The sequence below is a fragment of the Paraburkholderia bengalensis genome, from assembly GCF_037126505.1.
In the GTDB taxonomy this organism is placed as follows: Bacteria; Pseudomonadota; Gammaproteobacteria; order Burkholderiales; family Burkholderiaceae; genus Paraburkholderia; species Paraburkholderia bengalensis.
Window position 1 is genome coordinate 79,713 of the sequence record NZ_JACFYJ010000006.1, and the last position, 15,772, is coordinate 95,484.

At 64.8% G+C, this 15,772-nt stretch carries 21 protein-coding genes and 1 pseudogene; 10 read left to right on the forward strand and 12 right to left on the reverse strand.

The window, feature by feature from the left end; translation table 11 throughout:
- Positions 1-23 precede the first annotated feature (23 nt).
- The 3 genes from H3V53_RS05835 (at position 24) to H3V53_RS05845 (ending at position 1,820) form a co-directional block, all read left to right on the forward strand.
- Complete coding sequence (locus H3V53_RS05835) at positions 24-362, forward strand: YbjQ family protein (protein WP_336597140.1); 339 nt, start codon at positions 24-26, stop codon at positions 360-362.
- 53 nt (positions 363-415) lie between these two features.
- Complete coding sequence (locus tag H3V53_RS05840; RefSeq protein ID WP_054920442.1) at positions 416-610, forward strand: YqaE/Pmp3 family membrane protein; 195 nt, start codon at positions 416-418, stop codon at positions 608-610.
- A gap of 130 nt (positions 611-740) precedes the next feature.
- Positions 741-1,820: a GGDEF domain-containing protein gene (locus tag H3V53_RS05845; protein ID WP_336597141.1), complete on the forward strand. Its 1,080-nt coding sequence runs from the start codon at positions 741-743 to the stop codon at positions 1,818-1,820.
- Positions 1,821-1,833: 13 nt separating this feature from the next.
- Here H3V53_RS05845 and H3V53_RS05850 read toward each other — a convergent pair whose 3' ends face one another.
- The 3 genes from H3V53_RS05850 to H3V53_RS05860 all read right to left on the reverse strand — a co-directional run bounded on the left by H3V53_RS05850 (position 1,834) and on the right by H3V53_RS05860 (position 3,213).
- On the reverse strand, positions 1,834-2,061 hold the full coding sequence (locus H3V53_RS05850) for a DUF2964 family protein (protein WP_336597142.1): 228 nt from the start codon (positions 2,059-2,061) through the stop codon (positions 1,834-1,836).
- Positions 2,062-2,143: 82 nt separating this feature from the next.
- The gene (locus H3V53_RS05855; RefSeq protein WP_336597143.1) at positions 2,144-2,752 is read right to left on the reverse strand and encodes a hypothetical protein; all 609 of its coding nucleotides are present in this window, start codon (positions 2,750-2,752) and stop codon (positions 2,144-2,146) included.
- 68 nt (positions 2,753-2,820) lie between these two features.
- The gene (locus H3V53_RS05860; protein ID WP_054920455.1) at positions 2,821-3,213 is read right to left on the reverse strand and encodes a hypothetical protein; all 393 of its coding nucleotides are present in this window, start codon (positions 3,211-3,213) and stop codon (positions 2,821-2,823) included.
- Between the two features lie 637 nt (positions 3,214-3,850).
- Here H3V53_RS05860 and H3V53_RS05865 point away from each other — a divergent pair.
- Positions 3,851-4,255, forward strand: coding sequence for a helix-turn-helix domain-containing protein (locus tag H3V53_RS05865; protein ID WP_336597144.1), 405 nt, complete (start codon positions 3,851-3,853; stop codon positions 4,253-4,255).
- Between the two features lie 239 nt (positions 4,256-4,494).
- On the opposite strand, the gene H3V53_RS05870 is transcribed toward H3V53_RS05865, so the two are convergent.
- From H3V53_RS05870 to H3V53_RS05880, 3 genes are read right to left on the reverse strand one after another with little or no spacing between them, the layout of a single operon-like run.
- Positions 4,495-4,986 carry a lytic transglycosylase domain-containing protein gene (locus H3V53_RS05870; protein WP_054920456.1) on the reverse strand — a complete coding sequence of 164 codons (492 nt, stop codon included), beginning with the start codon at positions 4,984-4,986 and terminating at the stop codon, positions 4,495-4,497.
- A gap of 33 nt (positions 4,987-5,019) precedes the next feature.
- Positions 5,020-5,430 carry a hypothetical protein gene (locus H3V53_RS05875; protein ID WP_336597145.1) on the reverse strand — a complete coding sequence of 137 codons (411 nt, stop codon included), beginning with the start codon at positions 5,428-5,430 and terminating at the stop codon, positions 5,020-5,022.
- A complete protein-coding gene (locus tag H3V53_RS05880; RefSeq protein WP_054920460.1) occupies positions 5,427-5,783 on the reverse strand; it encodes a hypothetical protein in 357 nt (118 codons plus the stop codon). Before H3V53_RS05880 ends, H3V53_RS05875 begins: the two co-directional genes overlap by 4 nt.
- A gap of 268 nt (positions 5,784-6,051) precedes the next feature.
- On the opposite strand from H3V53_RS05880, the pseudogene H3V53_RS05885 reads away from it, so the two are divergent.
- Positions 6,052-6,282: pseudogene (locus H3V53_RS05885) on the forward strand (MgtC/SapB family protein); the annotation flags it as partial.
- 56 nt (positions 6,283-6,338) lie between these two features.
- On the opposite strand, the gene H3V53_RS05890 reads toward H3V53_RS05885, so the two are convergent.
- Positions 6,339-6,923: a DUF4142 domain-containing protein gene (locus H3V53_RS05890; RefSeq protein ID WP_336597146.1), complete on the reverse strand. Its 585-nt coding sequence runs from the start codon at positions 6,921-6,923 to the stop codon at positions 6,339-6,341.
- 300 nt (positions 6,924-7,223) lie between these two features.
- Here H3V53_RS05890 and wrbA point away from each other — a divergent pair, with 300 nt between their 5' ends.
- Positions 7,224-7,823 (forward strand): NAD(P)H:quinone oxidoreductase, encoded by a 600-nt coding sequence (gene wrbA / locus H3V53_RS05895; protein ID WP_336597147.1) that lies wholly within the window; start codon positions 7,224-7,226, stop codon positions 7,821-7,823.
- A 53-nt stretch (positions 7,824-7,876) separates the two neighbouring features.
- Here wrbA and H3V53_RS05900 read toward each other — a convergent pair whose 3' ends face one another.
- Positions 7,877-8,434, reverse strand: a complete 558-nt coding sequence (locus tag H3V53_RS05900) for a YbaK/EbsC family protein (protein ID WP_336597148.1) — start codon at positions 8,432-8,434, stop codon at positions 7,877-7,879.
- A gap of 203 nt (positions 8,435-8,637) precedes the next feature.
- Entirely contained in the window at positions 8,638-8,973 is a 336-nt protein-coding gene (locus tag H3V53_RS05905) for a DUF3331 domain-containing protein (protein WP_336597149.1), read from the reverse strand.
- Between the two features lie 798 nt (positions 8,974-9,771).
- Between H3V53_RS05905 and H3V53_RS05910 the strand changes: the two genes are divergently transcribed.
- Positions 9,772-10,149, forward strand: coding sequence for a DUF427 domain-containing protein (locus H3V53_RS05910; protein WP_054920467.1), 378 nt, complete (start codon positions 9,772-9,774; stop codon positions 10,147-10,149).
- A gap of 421 nt (positions 10,150-10,570) precedes the next feature.
- Here H3V53_RS05910 and H3V53_RS05915 read toward each other — a convergent pair whose 3' ends face one another.
- Together H3V53_RS05915 and H3V53_RS05920 are read right to left on the reverse strand one after the other, a co-directional pair.
- Positions 10,571-10,714: a hypothetical protein gene (locus H3V53_RS05915; RefSeq protein ID WP_336597150.1), complete on the reverse strand. Its 144-nt coding sequence runs from the start codon at positions 10,712-10,714 to the stop codon at positions 10,571-10,573.
- 72 nt (positions 10,715-10,786) lie between these two features.
- Positions 10,787-11,080 (reverse strand): hypothetical protein, encoded by a 294-nt coding sequence (locus tag H3V53_RS05920; protein ID WP_336597151.1) that lies wholly within the window; start codon positions 11,078-11,080, stop codon positions 10,787-10,789.
- Positions 11,081-11,419: 339 nt separating this feature from the next.
- Here H3V53_RS05920 and H3V53_RS05925 point away from each other — a divergent pair, with 339 nt between their 5' ends.
- From H3V53_RS05925 to H3V53_RS05935, 3 genes are all read left to right on the forward strand, one after another.
- Positions 11,420-11,611, forward strand: a complete 192-nt coding sequence (locus H3V53_RS05925) for a hypothetical protein (RefSeq protein ID WP_054920471.1) — start codon at positions 11,420-11,422, stop codon at positions 11,609-11,611.
- Between the two features lie 245 nt (positions 11,612-11,856).
- Positions 11,857-12,048: a hypothetical protein gene (locus H3V53_RS05930; protein ID WP_054920473.1), complete on the forward strand. Its 192-nt coding sequence runs from the start codon at positions 11,857-11,859 to the stop codon at positions 12,046-12,048.
- A 108-nt stretch (positions 12,049-12,156) separates the two neighbouring features.
- Complete coding sequence (locus tag H3V53_RS05935; RefSeq protein WP_336597152.1) at positions 12,157-13,182, forward strand: S1C family serine protease; 1,026 nt, start codon at positions 12,157-12,159, stop codon at positions 13,180-13,182.
- Between the two features lie 54 nt (positions 13,183-13,236).
- Here the strand turns inward: H3V53_RS05935 and H3V53_RS05940 are convergent, their stop codons facing one another.
- Positions 13,237-15,627, reverse strand: a complete 2,391-nt coding sequence (locus tag H3V53_RS05940) for a DNA polymerase II (RefSeq protein WP_336597153.1) — start codon at positions 15,625-15,627, stop codon at positions 13,237-13,239.
- Positions 15,628-15,772: the final 145 nt, after the last annotated feature.

The following is a 15,772-nucleotide window of genomic DNA, read 5'->3' on the forward strand; positions in this document are numbered from 1 at the left end:
ATTCAACTAACCAGGGGAGCGACATGATCGAAAGAAACATGGTGTCCACGACCTTCGAACTACCGGGCTATACCGTCGACGGCACGCTGGGTGTCGTGCGCGGCATCATCGTGCGCTCGCGCTCGGTGGTGGGCTCGATCGGCGCCGGGCTGCAAACCATTTTCGGCGGCAACATCTCGCTTTACACGTCGCTGTGCGAGCGCACTCGGCAGGACGCGTACGAGCGCATGGTGGCCGAAGCGGCGACGCTCGGCGCGAATGCTGTTATCGGCGTGCGTTACGATGCGACCGAAATCGCGACGGGCGTCACGGAAGTGCTGTGCTACGGCACGGCCGTGCATGTGCGGCGCGCCGTCGCTTGATCCGTGTCGCTTGATCCGCTCAATCCCTTTTCATCAACCCAGAAGGAAATCCCATGCGTCTGTTGCTTGCCCTGTTGCTGCCCTGGCTCCAGTTCTTCACGATCGGCCGTCCCATTGCGGGAATCATCTGCCTCGTGCTGCAGATTACGATCATCGGCTGGCTGCCGGCGGCGATCTGGTCGGTGTATGCGTTGAGCCAATACAAGACCGATCGCAAGATCGAAGCGGCGCTCGCCCGGCGCAACTGAGCGATCGTTCGGCGCATGCTGCGCCGGTTTCACCCGTTGCAACCGTCCGGCCTCAAGCCCATGTGCTTTGCGGCCGATAACCAGACGTCGGGCCCCTCTTGCGAGCCCTTTTGCAACGGCCAACGGCCCCATGAGCACAACACACACGCCCCCGTCCGTCCGCCTTCGCGCGCTCGTCGATACGGTGCAACGCAACGAACGCACGCTGCGCCGCTTTCAGGATGTCGAACTGCAACTGATCCGCGCGCAGGATTTCCAGTCGCTGTGCCGGGTGTTGTTCGACTATCTGCCGCGCGAGTTCGGGCTCGAGCGCGTGACCTTGTGGCTCAATGACACGTTGCCGCTGCTGCATGAAATGGCGCTGCGTTCTTGCGCGTCGCCTTTGAAGACCGCGCGCGAAATGGGCGAGGCGGCTGTGCGGTTGTGTGTGCAAGGCCGTCCGTGGCTCGGCGCGCCCGCCGCGCTCGACGAGGCGGCGGGCGCCGCGCTGTTCGATGGCGAGCCGGACCACGCGCGGCCCGCCAGCATCGCGTTGCTGCCGCTGGCGGCCAACGGGCAGGTGAGCGGCTATCTGTGCTTCGCGAGCGACAACGAAAGCCGCTTCGCGGCGGGCATGGCGACCGACATGCTTGAGCGCTTCGCGGTGATCGCCGCCGCGAGCCTTGACAACGTCGCGCATCGCGAGCAACTGGAGCGGCTCGGTGCGACGGACGCGCTGACCGGCCTGCCCAACCGGCGCTACTTCGACGAACGCCTGCGCGAGGAAACGACGCGCGCGTCGCGGTATCGGCTGCCGCTTGGTTGCCTGTTCATCGATATCGACAGCTTCAAGCCGATCAACGACGCGCATGGCCACGCCGTCGGCGATCGCGCGCTCGCGCTGGTGGGCGCTTGTCTGCGCAAGCAGACGCGGCTTGGCGACACCATCGCGCGTTATGGCGGGGAAGAATTCGCCGTGCTGCTGCAGGGCGATCTGAAGGATTCCCTCGTCGTGGCGGAGCGGATGCGCGCCGCCGTCGCGCAACTCGAACTGCGCGGCGACGGCGGCGGACGCATCCCGCTGACCGTGTCGATCGGCGTGTCCGCGCACGCGATGCGGCCCGACGCCGATCTCGACGGCCTCGGGCGCACGCTCGTCGACGAAGCCGATCGCGCAATGTACAAGGCGAAAAGCGAGGGGCGCAACCGCGTCGCGACACTGGCCGCGTGAGGCGGCGCGCCTGCTAGTCGTCGACGAACAGCATCGACACGTACAGGACAGTCGACACGACGATGATGCCGACGCCGACGAACACTTTGGTGCGGTTGAATTCGAGGCCGCCGTTGATCGCGACGGCGATGCCAGCGACGGCGGACAGCGTGCCGATCGCGGCCAGCACGACGTGCGCCTTGCTCCAGATCATCTTGCGTCGCGCGCGGCGCTTCGGGGAGTTCCAGGGTTCGATGGGCATCGGATGGGCGGCGCGAGGGTGGCGATGAGCGGAAGTGGCCCGTCCCGGCTGCGCGGCGGGACGGGAGTGCAGGCGAGCGGCGTTACTGGATCGGCGCGCCGTTGCGCGTCACCTGGACGGCCGTCGCGGACACGTAGGTTGCGCGGACGCTGTCGCCGACCTTGAGCTTGTCGAGCGGCACCTCGGGCGAGACTTGCAGCACGACGGTGCGTTGCGGTCCGCGCAACGTGACCTCGCGCTTCTTGCGATCGATCTTCTGCACGGTCGCGACCACTTCGACATGTTGCGTCTGCGTCGAGGCGCCGCCTTTCACGGGCGTGGTCGATTGCGTTTCCGTGCGCGAGCGCACGCCCTTCGTGTCCACCTTGTCGGCCGACAGCAGCAGCGCGCCCTTGTACGAGATGTGCACCTCGTCGCCGACCTTGAGCTTCTTCACGTCGCCCACGTCGGGATCGACTTCGACGATCGACGTGCCGCCGCGCGGCCCGCGGATCGTGACTTCGTTCGTATCGGGGTTGATTTGCGTGACGTGCGCGGTCACTTCGACAACGGCAGCCGTGCCGACGGCGTTCGGCGCGGAAGAGGGCGCGGGATTGTCCTGCGCGCGTACGACGACGGCGGGCGCGGTCAGCGCGGCGCAGGCCGCGGCGATGGCCAGCATGCGAATCGGGCGGCGAACTGCAAGTTGCATATGACACTCCTCGTTGGAATGGACCGACGGTCCGTTGGCCGTGTAACCGGTTGGCTGGGCGACCCCGATCAGGCCGCTTCCGCCGTCTGGCTGGTGGCTTTTCTGCGCGCGTCGTCGTAGACGCGGCGGCGCTCCGCCTCGACCAGCATGCGCTTGCGCTTGACCGATTGCCGGTGGATGGGCGGCCCCATCACGGCGACATAATCGGCGTAGCGATGCTTCTGGAAGCGGCGGAAGAAATCGGGGCCTGGCAGGCCATTGCTGAGCGCGAGCAGCACGCCGTAGTCGATGCTCGACACCTCGCCGAGCGCGGCAATCGCGCGCTCGAGCGCCGCATAGCGGGCCGTGAGCGGGTCGCTTGCACCGAACATTGCGTGAAAGCGCTGGTAGGTGAGGAGCCGCTCACGTTCCGCGGCGCGCCGCAGCGCCACGACGATACGGTCAACCCTTTCCGCTTCCATCTTTTCCTCCGCGTGTGATGTGCCGCCGCGCGTGCGTACGCCGCGCGACATGCGTATTGCAATTAGCCTGTCTGGTATTACGGCTAAAGCGCCGTTTATGCCGATAAAGCGTGAGTTAATATCGTTTGAGGCGGATGATTATTTTCCGGGCGCGCACATCCATTCCGCATTTAGAGCGGTGAATTAAAAAGTCGGATTATTGCCGCTGCCTGTTCAAGGCCGGCGGACGGGCGGCTCGCTATTGAGATCGACGTAATGCCATGCGACGTTCTCCTAAGAACACGCAGCAGGCGCACGCTATTAATGTGCGGATTGTCATGCTTGACGGACTCGTCGTAGGTAACGGTTACTGCATGCTAGCAAACGATTTCGGTAAATACAAGAAATAAACCCAGCGATTCTGAAATATGAGGATTATATTAATTGTTGACTGAACTGGCATCGCTGTTGAATTGCGTTAAATCAATTGCAATAAAGACTTTAAATGATTTCTTTATGTTCATTAAATTTTATCGACACCCGCCACAACGGATGACAAAACGGCTATTGGTGGTTTTTGGCTTGCGTTTGGCGAAGTGCAAGTCCCGTCATGCGGCAATGCGGGCCTTTGTGTTCCGACCGTCAGCGAGAAACGCTCATGCCTGCACGAAACGAAGACTTGCCGACTGTCGTACGCCGCCTTGCCGCCGGCAGGATGCTGATGGAAGGCGCGTCTGTCAGCGATGTCGCCGCGCAGCTGCATATCTCGGAGAACACGGTGCGCAAGTACCGCGCGCTCGTCAACGAGGGCGGGCTGGAGTCGCTGCGACAGATGAGCGTCGGCGGCCGCGCGTCGGTGCTCGACGACGCCGCCATGCAGTGGATCGCCCAGGCGCTGAGCGGGCCCGCGGGCATCCACGGCTTTCCCTCCGATGCGTGGACCAGCAACCGGCTGCGCGAACTGATCCGCGCGCGCTTCGGCGTCAGCTACTCGCGCGTGTATACGTGGCAGATCGCCACCAATCTCGGACTCGGGCACCGGCTCACGAAGTCGCGCAAGTGAGCGTGCGGACGGCAACGCGATAGGGCGGCGTCTGAACGAGGGGTTACGAGGTCGCTCAAAGAAAGCCGAAGCGATTGCAGCAGGGGGCGTTCAAAGGGCGCTCCAAGGATGCGCAACGAGCGCTCCAAGGCCGCTCAAAGTCCGCTCAAAGGGCGCATCCCACGATGCTTGAACAGGGGCGAAGGCGGTCACGGCCGCCAAAGACGCCAAAGACGCGAAAAACACGCGCAACAGCCCCTTCAGCGCGTGATCGGCAACTCGCCCCACGCGACCAGAATCTTCTGGATGCTGCGCGCGTACGCGTCGCGCTCTTTCGGCGACTCCGAGTGATACGCGCCGATCGCGCGCCACGTGTTGCCGTACTTCACCATCTTCTGCTTGATGAGCCACGCGGCCACATAGATGTTCACGCACGCGTCCGTGAGCGCGCGGTGCGGAATGCCCAGCCGTTTCAGGTCGCTGAAATGCACGGAGTTGATCTGCGCCTGGCCGACGTCGATCGAGCCGTTCGCATTGCGGTTGACGGCCGCCGGGTCCCCCTTCGATTCATGCCACGCGACCGCGCGCAGAATCAGCGGGTTGACGCCCTGATAGACGGCAGCCTGTTCGAAGCAGTCGTCGGCGCGGGCCGTGGTGCACGTCAACGACGCGAGCGATAGCGCGAGCGCGCCGAGCAGGCATTTCAGCGGGCGCCGCAAGCGGGCTGCGGCGGACAGTCGGTGTGAGGACACGTTGGACGCTCCCTGGTGCGCGCCGGCCATCGACTACCGGGCCAGCGCGAGGTCGAGCTGCTTGTCGACCGATCGCAGATAGGTGCGCGATGCGTCGGACACGACGAGACGCGCGGCGGGGGCGGCAGGACGCAGGTCGACGCTCGCGCGCACCTTGCGCTTCTTTGCCGTGGGCTTCGGCGCGACGGGCGGCTCGTCGTCGTCGCCGGACGCGGGCGGCAGCATGGCGAGCGTCGGCAGCGGCGGATAGACCTTGTCGGCGGCGGGCGTCGCCGGCGCGGCCGTCGAGGTGCTCGTCGACAGGGTGGCCGCGAGGGCCGGCTGACCCGCATGCGCGGCTTCGCTCACGAGCGCGCTGCTCGCGACCCATCCCACGAACGCGAAGAGTGCGGCGCGGCGGGCCACGGGCGTGACGGTGCGCATCATCGGCTGGTCTCCCTTCATGGCGTGGCGGCCGTCGGCCTGATCGACACGCTGTACGGCTGGTTGGCGCCCGCCGTCAGGTTCTCGAGGCTGAGCTTCGCCGGATGCTGCGACGGCACGCCGCGCCAGATCGCCTGGTTCAGATACGGCAAGTCCTGGCCGAGCGCCGTGACGAGTATCGTGGTGGGTTGCTTTTGCGCAGCGGCCACGGCGCCCGCCTTCGCGAGCACGGCCGACAGCTGCGGATCACGCGCGCCGAGCGCGTCGGGCGGAATCGTGAAATTGACGATGTCGCTCGTCACGGGCGGCTTGTCCGCCTGCGACGCCGTGTTGGCGGGCAATTGCGCGCAACCGGCCATTACGACGAGAACCATACAAAACGCAAGCTGCTTCACGCACCGCTCCCAGAAGTCGTTGAGGCTTAGCGGTTTTTCGGCACGGCTGCGGCGAACTTGATGCGCAATCCGCAAACGTTTGGCAAATCGGGAAAGTTGACTCAAGAATGGGGGGGCGGTCGGAAACTCTGACCGTCGAACGGGCGGGAAAGCGGTGAGGTTGCCTCAGACGTTCGGCGCCGCCCGCGGGTTGAAACGCGCCGGGCGCCATCGCGAGGGATTGCCTGCCCGGCGCGTGCCGGCGCCGCACCTTCGCGTGCACCTGTCGAACGCGATGTATTCGCAGCCGCTCTCCTTCCAGAGTCTGAGGAGCGAGGACGTCGAAGGCGATCCGCCGCGCATCGAGGTGACGGCGACGTTGCGCACGCACCCGAAGGATCAGGCGAGGCTCGAACTGATGGCGAGCCGGATCAGCATGGAGAAGAGCGTGTCGAGCGTCAGTTGGTCCGCGAAGGAGGCGGAACTGACGCCCGAATGAAAAAAGCGCATCGCGACGTTGCCGCGATGCGCTCGTTCAATGCCGATTCGAGGCGCTTACTGTATGGCGAGATGCTTGCGCTTGGCGAGTTCCTGCGCGGCCGCGTATTGCGCCTGAATGACGGGCAATGCGCTGCGCGCGGCGCCCTTCAGCTGATCGTCGCGGCCCGACGCGATTTCGGCCTGGAAGGCGGACAGCGTTTTCTGCTCGCCGCCCAGCGCAACCTGTTCGATGTAGGCCTTGTCGAAGTCGGCGCCGCGCAGGTTCCTGATGCTGTCGAGCGTCGCCGTGTCCGGATTGTTGTGCGGCACGTCGACGCCGCGCGGGCTCGCTGCGCGCAGCGCGTCGGCGAGCTTGCCGTTCTCGGCCGCGACCTTTTCGGCGAAGGCCTTCACGTCGCGGTCCGTCGAGCGCGACGTAGCGAGACGCGCGGCTTCGCGCTGCGTGGCGACGGCTTGCGTGCCTTCCTTGACGAAGGTCTGATCGGCGGCATGCAGCCGCACGGCATTCGCGGCTTGAGCCGATTGAGCCGATTGAGCCGATTGAACTGGTTGGGTGTTTTGCGCGTTCACCGCCGATGCGAACATCAACAGACTGGTCGTGGATGCACAGGCGAGGACAGCACGGGACAAGCGGATCATGTGTTCTCCTTCAGTGAGCTGCATGAAACGAGGGTATGAGATGACCGTATGAAACAACGACGCGAAGTGGTTGAGGGCATTCTATGGGCCGGGTCCGCGCGCAGGTGAAACGGTCATGTCGCTTGTGTAACGGGGCGTAAAGGGAGTGGCGCGAGGCATGTGCGTCATGACGGCGCGGACCCCTTGCCAGGACATCCGTATCGCGTCGGGAGTATCGTGAGCGGCACGGCAGTGCGCTGCTGCTTTCTTGCGGCGCGAAGCATCCCCGCTTCGTGCATCGACCTCAACCAGGAGCTCGCAATGGCAAAGGTTCTCGTTCTCTACTACTCAGCGTACGGGCACATCGAACAGATGGCGCAAGCCATCGCGGAAGGCGCGCGCGGCGCGGGCGCGCAAGTCGACATCAAGCGCGTGCCGGAGACCGTGCCGGAAGAGATCGCGAAGAAGGCGCATTACAAGCTCGATCAGCAGGCGCCCATCGCGACGGTTGCGGACCTTGAGCAATACGACGCGATCGTCGTCGGCACAGGCACGCGTTATGGGCGCATCTCTTCGCAGATGGCAGCGTTTCTCGATCAGACGGGCGGACTCTGGATGCGCGGCGCGCTGAACGGCAAGGTCGGCGCCGCATTCGCATCGACGGCGACGCAACACGGCGGACAGGAGACCACGCTGTTCTCGATCATCACGAACCTGATGCACCTGGGCATGATCATCGTGGGCTTGCCATACAGCCATCAGGGGATGATGAGCATGACGGAGATCGTCGGCGGCGCGCCCTACGGCGCAACGACGATCGCGGCGGGCGACGGCTCGCGTCAGCCCAGCGCGATCGATCTCGCGGGGGCGCGGCATCAGGGAGAGCTTGTCGCGAAGACAGCGGCGAAGCTGTTTGGATAGGCGGCGCGGCTTCGATGTGCGCTGAACGCGTGGGTCGGGTTCAGCGCGCAGGCTTATGACAATTCTTCTGCACCGCCGGGCGGCAGCGTCAGCGGCGCGACCTCGACATTCTCGAGTTCCTTGAGCACCGCAGGCGCAAGCAGCAGTTTCGCTTCGCGGATGCCCGCGCCCATCACGACTTGCTGACGTTCCATCACGGCGGCGTCGACGAGCACGCGCCAGCTCATGGGCAGACCGAACGCCGTGATGCCGCCGAATTCCATCGCGCTCTGTTCCGTGGCGATCTCGCGCTGCGCGAACGAAATGCGCTTCGCGCCGAGCGCGGCCTTGACTGCGCCGTTGACGTCGAGGCGCAGCGAACCCAGCGACACGAGCGCGGCGAGATGCTCGCCGCCATCCTTCTTGTAGCGAACGACGATGGTGTTCGCGCAGTCTTCCATCGGGAAGCCGTAGCGCGCGCTGAAGGCGGCCGTGTCGGACGCATCGTCGGTGACGGAGAACACGACGATGTCGCGTCCTTCGACGGATGCAGCGACATGTGCGGGCAACTGCGCGGCGAGTTGCTCGGGCGCGATGATGTCGAGCTTCTGAAGCGGTTCGTGCGAAAGCATGCGGATCTGTGAGCAGTGAGCGGACGGGATGGGGGCGCGCACATTGTACGATCGGCGGCTGCACGACGCGCGCGCAGACCGCATGCGCCGATGCGTGTATCAGCGCTGGGCGTCGAAACGAAAAGCCTGCACGTGCGCTTCGGGAGCGCGGCGCGAAGGCTTTCGCATGTAGTTTTACATGGCAGCGCTTCGCGCTGCGCGGATCATTCGAGGTCGTCGAGCTGATCCGCGAGAATCATCTGCGACATGTTGCGCGGGCGGCTCGACGGGCGGCTGAACGGTCCGTAGACAGCATCGCCGCGCACGATATCCGCGCCCGTCAGCGCGCACACGCCGCGCGAGCGCGCGATCCGGCGCACCCAGAGCTGCTCTGTGTAGCGGCCCGCCGTCGAGTCGCGCCACGTGATCGAGATCGACTTCGCGCCGAAACGTTCGACGAACGTGATCACCGCGGCGCGATATTCGCCCGCTGCCGCCTGCTTCTTCTCGGCGGCTGCGCTGCGCGCGCAGCGCGAGCCGCGCACGGCCCGTTGTCGCATTTGTCCGCCGATGGCGTCTTGATGTCTTGCGCCGGCGGCTTGCCGAGGCGCGAAATGGTCGTGGTCCACGGATCGGGCACGCTGCGCACGGCGGGCGCAGCGCCGCCGCCGATGGACTCGGATCGCGCGTCGGCATACAGCGTTTCCTTGCGGCGCAGCTCTGGCTCGCCGCTGGCGCGCCGGTTGGCGTGCGCGGGGCGCCTGGGTTCGGCCGTAGTGCCAGTTGCAGTTCCAATCCTGCTCACGTCGACTCCTCGTTAAAGCATGGCCCGGTGAGGCGGCGCCTTCGACAGCGGAAAACTTACGTTCTGCTTGTGACGGCCATCCGGCAGCCGCTACAGCGGCCGCTTGCGTGCGGGCAAAAACGCATGCGCCGCGCGTCGTTGCGCCATCACGGCGAACGAACGGGGCGGCTCACGCTGTACTGCAGCGTTGCATTCAGCAGCATTGCAATCAGCTTTCGCGGCCCGTTCGGAGGAATGGCTCTGACGAATGGCCGCATGGGCTGCATGCTAACGGCTCGTCATCGGCAGATAAATGTCGCGGAATTGAACACTCAATTTATCTAACTCAAACAATGGACGGCTCGAACGCGCCAATCTGCCCGGATGCCTGTCACAAAAGGGGCGCGGCCATGCATATGCACTCACCGTGGCGCGTGACGGGTTAGAGAGCCGCCACGCACGCCAGGGTCATCGCTTGACAACACAGGACGGGCGCCCATACTCGCCCGGTACCTCGCCGGGCCGTGCGTCGCCGTGCGGCCGTCACCTGTTTCCCCCGCAAGGATTCGACGCCATGGACAAACCAGTCAAAATTCCCGGTCCCGATCATCCCATCACGGTTGCGAAGAGCGGCTCGCGTGTCGTTGTGTCCGTGGCCGGCCGCAAGATTGCCGACAGCGCCGACGCATTGTCGCTTCGCGAAGCCTCCTATCCGGAAGTGCTCTACATTCCGCGCAAGGATGTCGACATGTCGCTGCTCGAACGCACCGACCATTCGACCTATTGCCCGTATAAGGGCGAAGCCAGCTACTACAGCATTCCCGTCGGCGGCGAGCGTGCCGTCAATGCCGTGTGGTCGTATGAAAGTCCGTACGACGCCGTCGCGTCGATCAAGGAACATGTCGCGTTCTATCGCGACCGCGTGGATTCGATCGAGGTCGGCGCGCAGTAAGCGCGGACAAATGAACGCGAGCGGATAGCTGCAGGCGGACGGGCCGTCCGCTTGCGTGCGATCGACTCGCGTGCGCTTGAACGGGCGCGCGTTTCGTTGACGCGCACGTCAAACATGACGCGACAGGGCGCCAGAAAAAAGTTCGCGAAAAGCGCTCGCGCGCGATAAGGGGCAGCGTCGTCGCAGTGCGGCGATGACGGTCGTCTCGCACAAACAGGGCGCATGAAGTGCATCTGTAAGCCGCGCGAAAGAAAGCACAAGCCCAGCGCGCAAAACCCGGCGCCGCGGCGCCCGCGCCGATGGCGACGCATTCACGCAGTCAGCGAAAGCCCGGATGTCTGTCGGAAGAAGCCGGCCGAAATCGGAGCCCGGCGAAGGACGGGACAAAGGCGCTCGGCCCTTGCCCGATCGGCGGAAAGAATTACTCGGCGATCGAGTAGCGCGACGCGTGCGTCTGATTGGTCTTCACGGGCCGCTCGACGCGCGGCGTCGCGCCACGAATGAAAAACACCGCGCACAGCGCCACCAGGGCCCAGATGGAGAGAATCACAGTCAAAACGTTCATTTCGAATTCCAATCGTTCGGCGCTGCGGATGCTGCCGTTTCGTTCAATACGCCCGGTCGCGTGGGCGGCCGGTCAATGCATGATGTGACTGTCGTCGCCGTCGAACAGAAGCTCGTCGATCAGGCGTGTAGTCAGCGCGAGCTGCTTTTCGAGCGACATGCGCGCCAGCTCGGCGCCCGGCGCGTCGCCGCGCGTAACGGCGGCGTGCGTCTGCGTGGCGAGTCGCAGCACGGTGTCGGACGCGAGTTGCAAGCCGCGCATCAGCTCGGCCTGCGGGTAGTCGCGCGGATTGTTCCATTCCGGCACTTCCGTCGCTTCCGGCGCCTCGGACTCTAACTGACCGCTTCGTTCATCACGGGAAGACATTTCAGGCTCCTCAGTCACTCGCACGACTTCAGTGTGCGCCCCGAGGCCTTTTTTCAATCCGTCGAACAGAAGGCGATTTCGGATTCATACCGCTGTCATCGAAATCTGCCGCGTCCACGGCACGCCGTTTCCTTTTTACGTCCCGGCGAATGGTAAGCAACTGTTATCGCCCGGTCTGCAAGTGAAGGCCCTGGGTTGCGCGGGAATCTTTCTTGCACACGCGCTCGTCGCCGCCCGCCCGACGCGGCTCGTATTGTGCCGTAATGCGCCGTCACAAGTGGTCACGAACACTGTCTTCAACGTCTGTTCAAATAAAAACAAGGGACAAGGAGAACAATCATGAAAAGACTGTGGGCGCTGGCAGCCGTTGTCGCAACGACGGCCGGTCTGGGCGGCTGCGTCGTCGCGCCGCCTTATGGTTACGGCTACGCGCCGGCCTATGGCTATGCGCCGGGGTACTACGCGGGACCGTCGGTGAGTGTGGGTGTGGGATATAGCTGTTGCTGGGGCCACGGCGCGTACCATCGATAGATCCGCGGCGAATGAACGGCGCCGTCGCGCCGGATTTCGCGTTGGGCGATCGCATTGGATGATCGGCCGGATTGCCGCGTGTTGCTTTCTCGTCATTCGGCGCCGCACGTGTTCATACGGGCAAGCCGTCCGGCGCGGCAGGCGCGTCTGAGGTACGATCTCGAAACTGGAAGGTCCGCACCTAAGCCATCGCGGTTTTTCAGCCGTCGCCGCCTCGCAACATCATCCCGTTTCCGTACCCAAGCATGGACTACCGCGTTACCTACGAGCACAGCCTCGCCACCGCCCCCGACGACTTCATCGTGAATGTGCCGTCGCAACTGGTGTCGGACGTGCCGTCGAATATTCCGAAGGCGCTGCTGCCCGAGGTGATCGAGAAGCTGATCCTCGAACGCTCGCCGCGCATGGGCCGCATCCGCAACCTCAAACTGATCTGACGCTTCATCCGCGCTTCCCGTAGGCCCGCCTGGCGCGCCGCCTTTCTCTTTCTTGAAAACGGGCAGCACGCCCCGCATCTGCGGCTCTCGCTTAGCCGGAGCCTTTTCATGGGAAGCCGTCCCCGTTTTATCGACGATCTGTCGGGCGCGTTGCCGAACGCCGCCGCCCCCGCATCGTCCGACGACAACACGCTCCTCGACGCCTATTCGCGCACCGTCATCGATGCGCTCGAACGGGTGCGCGCGGCTGTCGTCTTCATCACCGTCGAGCGCCGCATGCCGGGCGCGCCGGAGCGCCACGCGCGCGCAGGCACCGGGTCCGGTTTCATCTTCACGCCCGACGGCTATCTTTTGACCAACAGCCACGTCGTGCACGGCGCGACGCACATCCGCGTGCAGCTCGCGGACGGCACGAAGTTCGATGCCGATCTCGTCGGCGATGATCCGCACAGCGATCTGGCCGTGCTGCGCATCGGCTCGCCGGAGCCGCTGCCGCATGTCGCGCTTGGCGAATCGGGCAAGCTGCGCGTCGGCCAGATTGCCATTGCCGTCGGCAATCCGCTCGGGCTGGAGCAGACGGTCACGGCAGGTGTCGTGTCGGCGCTCGGCCGGTCGCTGCGCTCGAATTCGGGCCGCATGATCTATGACGTGATCCAGACGGACGCCGCGCTCAATCCGGGTAATTCGGGCGGGCCCCTGATCAATTCGGCGGGGCAGGTGATCGGCGTGAACACGGCGATCATTCCCGGCGCGCAGTCGATCAGTTTCGCGACGGCGATCGATACGGCCAAGTGGGTCATCATGCAGATCTTCGCGCATGGCCGCGTGCGGCGCGCGTACATCGGCGTCGCGGGCACGACGATGGCGCTGCCGCGCCGCGTGCAGCGCTACTTCGGGCTGGCATCGGAGAGCGGCGTGCGTGTGATGGAGATCGTCAAGGGCAGTCCCGCCGCGCTCGGCGGCCTGCGCACCGACGACACCATCGTCGCGATCGACGGGCAGGTCGTCGATGGCGTGGATGCGCTGCAGCGCGCGCTGGATGGATCGAAGATCGATCGCGAAGTGGGCGTGAGCGTCTTGCGCGGCACGCAGCGAGTCGAGATTGCGGTTCGGCCCGTCGAGCAGACGGTGTGACGGCTTGCTCTGTGCTGTGAGTCGCGGTTGTTGGTCGCGCAGACCAACCGAGCCTCAGAACAGCACGCTCTGTCCCGACGCGAGCGTCGCGAAATCGTCCTTGAGCAAAGGCAGAATCGCGTCCGCGACGGGCTGCAGCTGCTTCGTCAGATAGTGTTCGTAATCGATCTCCGAGCGTAGCGCCTCGATCGTCTCCAGAGGTTCGGGGCCTGCGCCCGTCATCACATAGCTGATCCAGCCGCCGTTCTGATATTGCAACGGCCGGCCGCGCTGCCGGTTGAACTCGTCGGCGGTTCGGGCCGCCCGCACGTGCGGCGGCACGTTACGCTCGTAGTCGGAGAGCGGCCGGCGCAGCCGTTTGCGATAGACGAGCAGATCGTCGAATTCGCCTGCGAGCGTGCGCTGCACGTAATCGCGCACGTAATCCCGATACGGCTGCTGCCTGAAAATGCGCAGATACAACTCCTGCTGAAAGCGCTGCGCGAGCGGCGTCCAGTCGGTGCGCACGGTTTCCAGCCCCTTGTAGACCACTTCCTCGCTGCCGTCGGGCATCACGGTGAGCCCTGCGTAGCGCTTCTTGCTGCCTTCTTCGGCGCCGCGCACGGTCGGCATGAAAAAGCGCCGGTAATGCCGCTCGAATTGCAGTTCGAGCGCGCTTTCGAGACCGAAGCGCTCGCGCAGATGCTCGCGCCACCATGCATTGATCTTCCTGACCAGTTCGCGCCCGATGCGCGCCGCGTCCTCTTCGGCATGCGCATGCCGCAGCCAGACGAACGTCGAATCGGTGTCGCCATAAATCACCGCGTAGCCGCTCGCTTCGATCAGCTCGCGCGTGCGATGCATGATCTCGTGGCCGCGCATCGTGATGGAGGACGCAAGCCGCGGATCGAAGAAGCGGCAACCCGTCGAGCCCAGCACGCCATAGAACGCGTTCATGATGATCTTCAGCGCCTGCGACAACGGCTTGTTCTTGTCGCGCTTCGCGGCTTCGCGTCCTTCCCACACCTGCGCGACGATCGCCGGCAGGCAGTGGCGCGTGCGCGAGAAGCGCGCGCCGAGAAAGCCGGGCACGGAATGCGCGTCGTCGGGATCACGGACGCCGTCGACGAGTCCGACGGGATCGATCAGAAACGTGCGGATGATCGACGGATAGAGGCTCTTGTAGTCGAGCACGAGCACGGAATCGTAGAGGCCCGGCTGCGAATCCATCACGAAGCCGCCGGGGCTGGCCGCGCCCGCAATGTCGCCGAGATTCGGCGCGACATAGCCGAGCCGGTGCATGCGCGGCATGTACAGATGCGTGAACGCGGCCACGGAGCCGCCGCTGCGGTCGGCGGGCAGGCCCGTCACCGTCGCGCGTTCGAGCAGGAAGGGCAGCAGCTCCGTCCTCGCGAAAATGCGCGTGACGAGCTCGCAGTCCTTCAGGTTGTAGCGCGCGAGCGCTGGCTTGTCCTCGTCGAAGCGGCGCTGGATTTCGTCCATCCGCGCATACGGGTTGTCGATCGACTTGCCTTCGCCCAGCACGGATTGCGCGACATATTCGAGGCTGAACGACGGAAAGCTCCACGTCGCGGAGCGCAACGCCTCGATGCCGTCGATGATCAGGCGCCCCGCCGCGCCCGCGAAGAAGTGGTTCTGCTTCAGGCCGTGCTCGCGCCATTCCATCACCGCGCCGCCGCGCCCGATGCGCAGCGGCACGCCGTGTCGTTGCGCCGTCTCGTGCAACACCTTCAGATCGAACTGCACCAGATTCCAGCCGATGATCGCATCGGGATCATGCGTGTCCATCCATTCGATCAGCCGCTCGATCAGTTGCGCACGCGTATCGCAATACTGGAGCGCGAAGTCGAGGTTCAAGGCGTCGCCGTTCGGCGCGCCGAGCATGTACACCTGGCGCTGCCCGCAGCCTTCGAGCGCAATCGAATACAACTCGGCGTGCGCGCTGGTTTCGATATCGAGCGAGACGAGCTTCAGCTTCGGACGATAGCCGGCCGCGGGCTTCATGTCGGCGTTCAGCAGCGGGCCGCGCGCGTCCCGGTTCGGCTCGCCGCCGAACAGCACGGGCGCCGTGATGAAGCGCTCCATCATGTAGCGGTCGGGCGGAAACACGTCGGCTTCGTACACGTCGACGCCGCCTTGTTCCAGCCGCTTGCCGAGCGCTGTCAGCTGCCTGTATTGCGGGCAATACAGGCCGAGCACCGGCCGATGCTGGAAGTCGCACAGGTCGAGCGCCCGCAGTTCGGTGTCGCGCGCATTTTTTTCCTGGCGCAGCACGGTTTCGGCCCGCTCGCGCTGCGCAACGGGGATGAACGCGACATTCGGCTGGGGGCGCAGACGGATGTGGCGCGGGCCATCGTCGGTGGCGAGCCAGAACTCGACCTCCGTTCCCGTGGCCGTATCGCGCCAATGCCGGGTGAGAAGAAACCCCTGTTGAAGCTCGTTCAAGCGAAAAATCCTGCTGAAGTCTCTGCCGAAGACCGCGCCGCGGACACATTTCACATCATTTTACTCGCGCTCGACGGTCCGCGCGACGCGGCTTTCCCTTGCCCGGCGGGGGGTTGCGGCGTCCGATAGAAAATCTAAATGACCC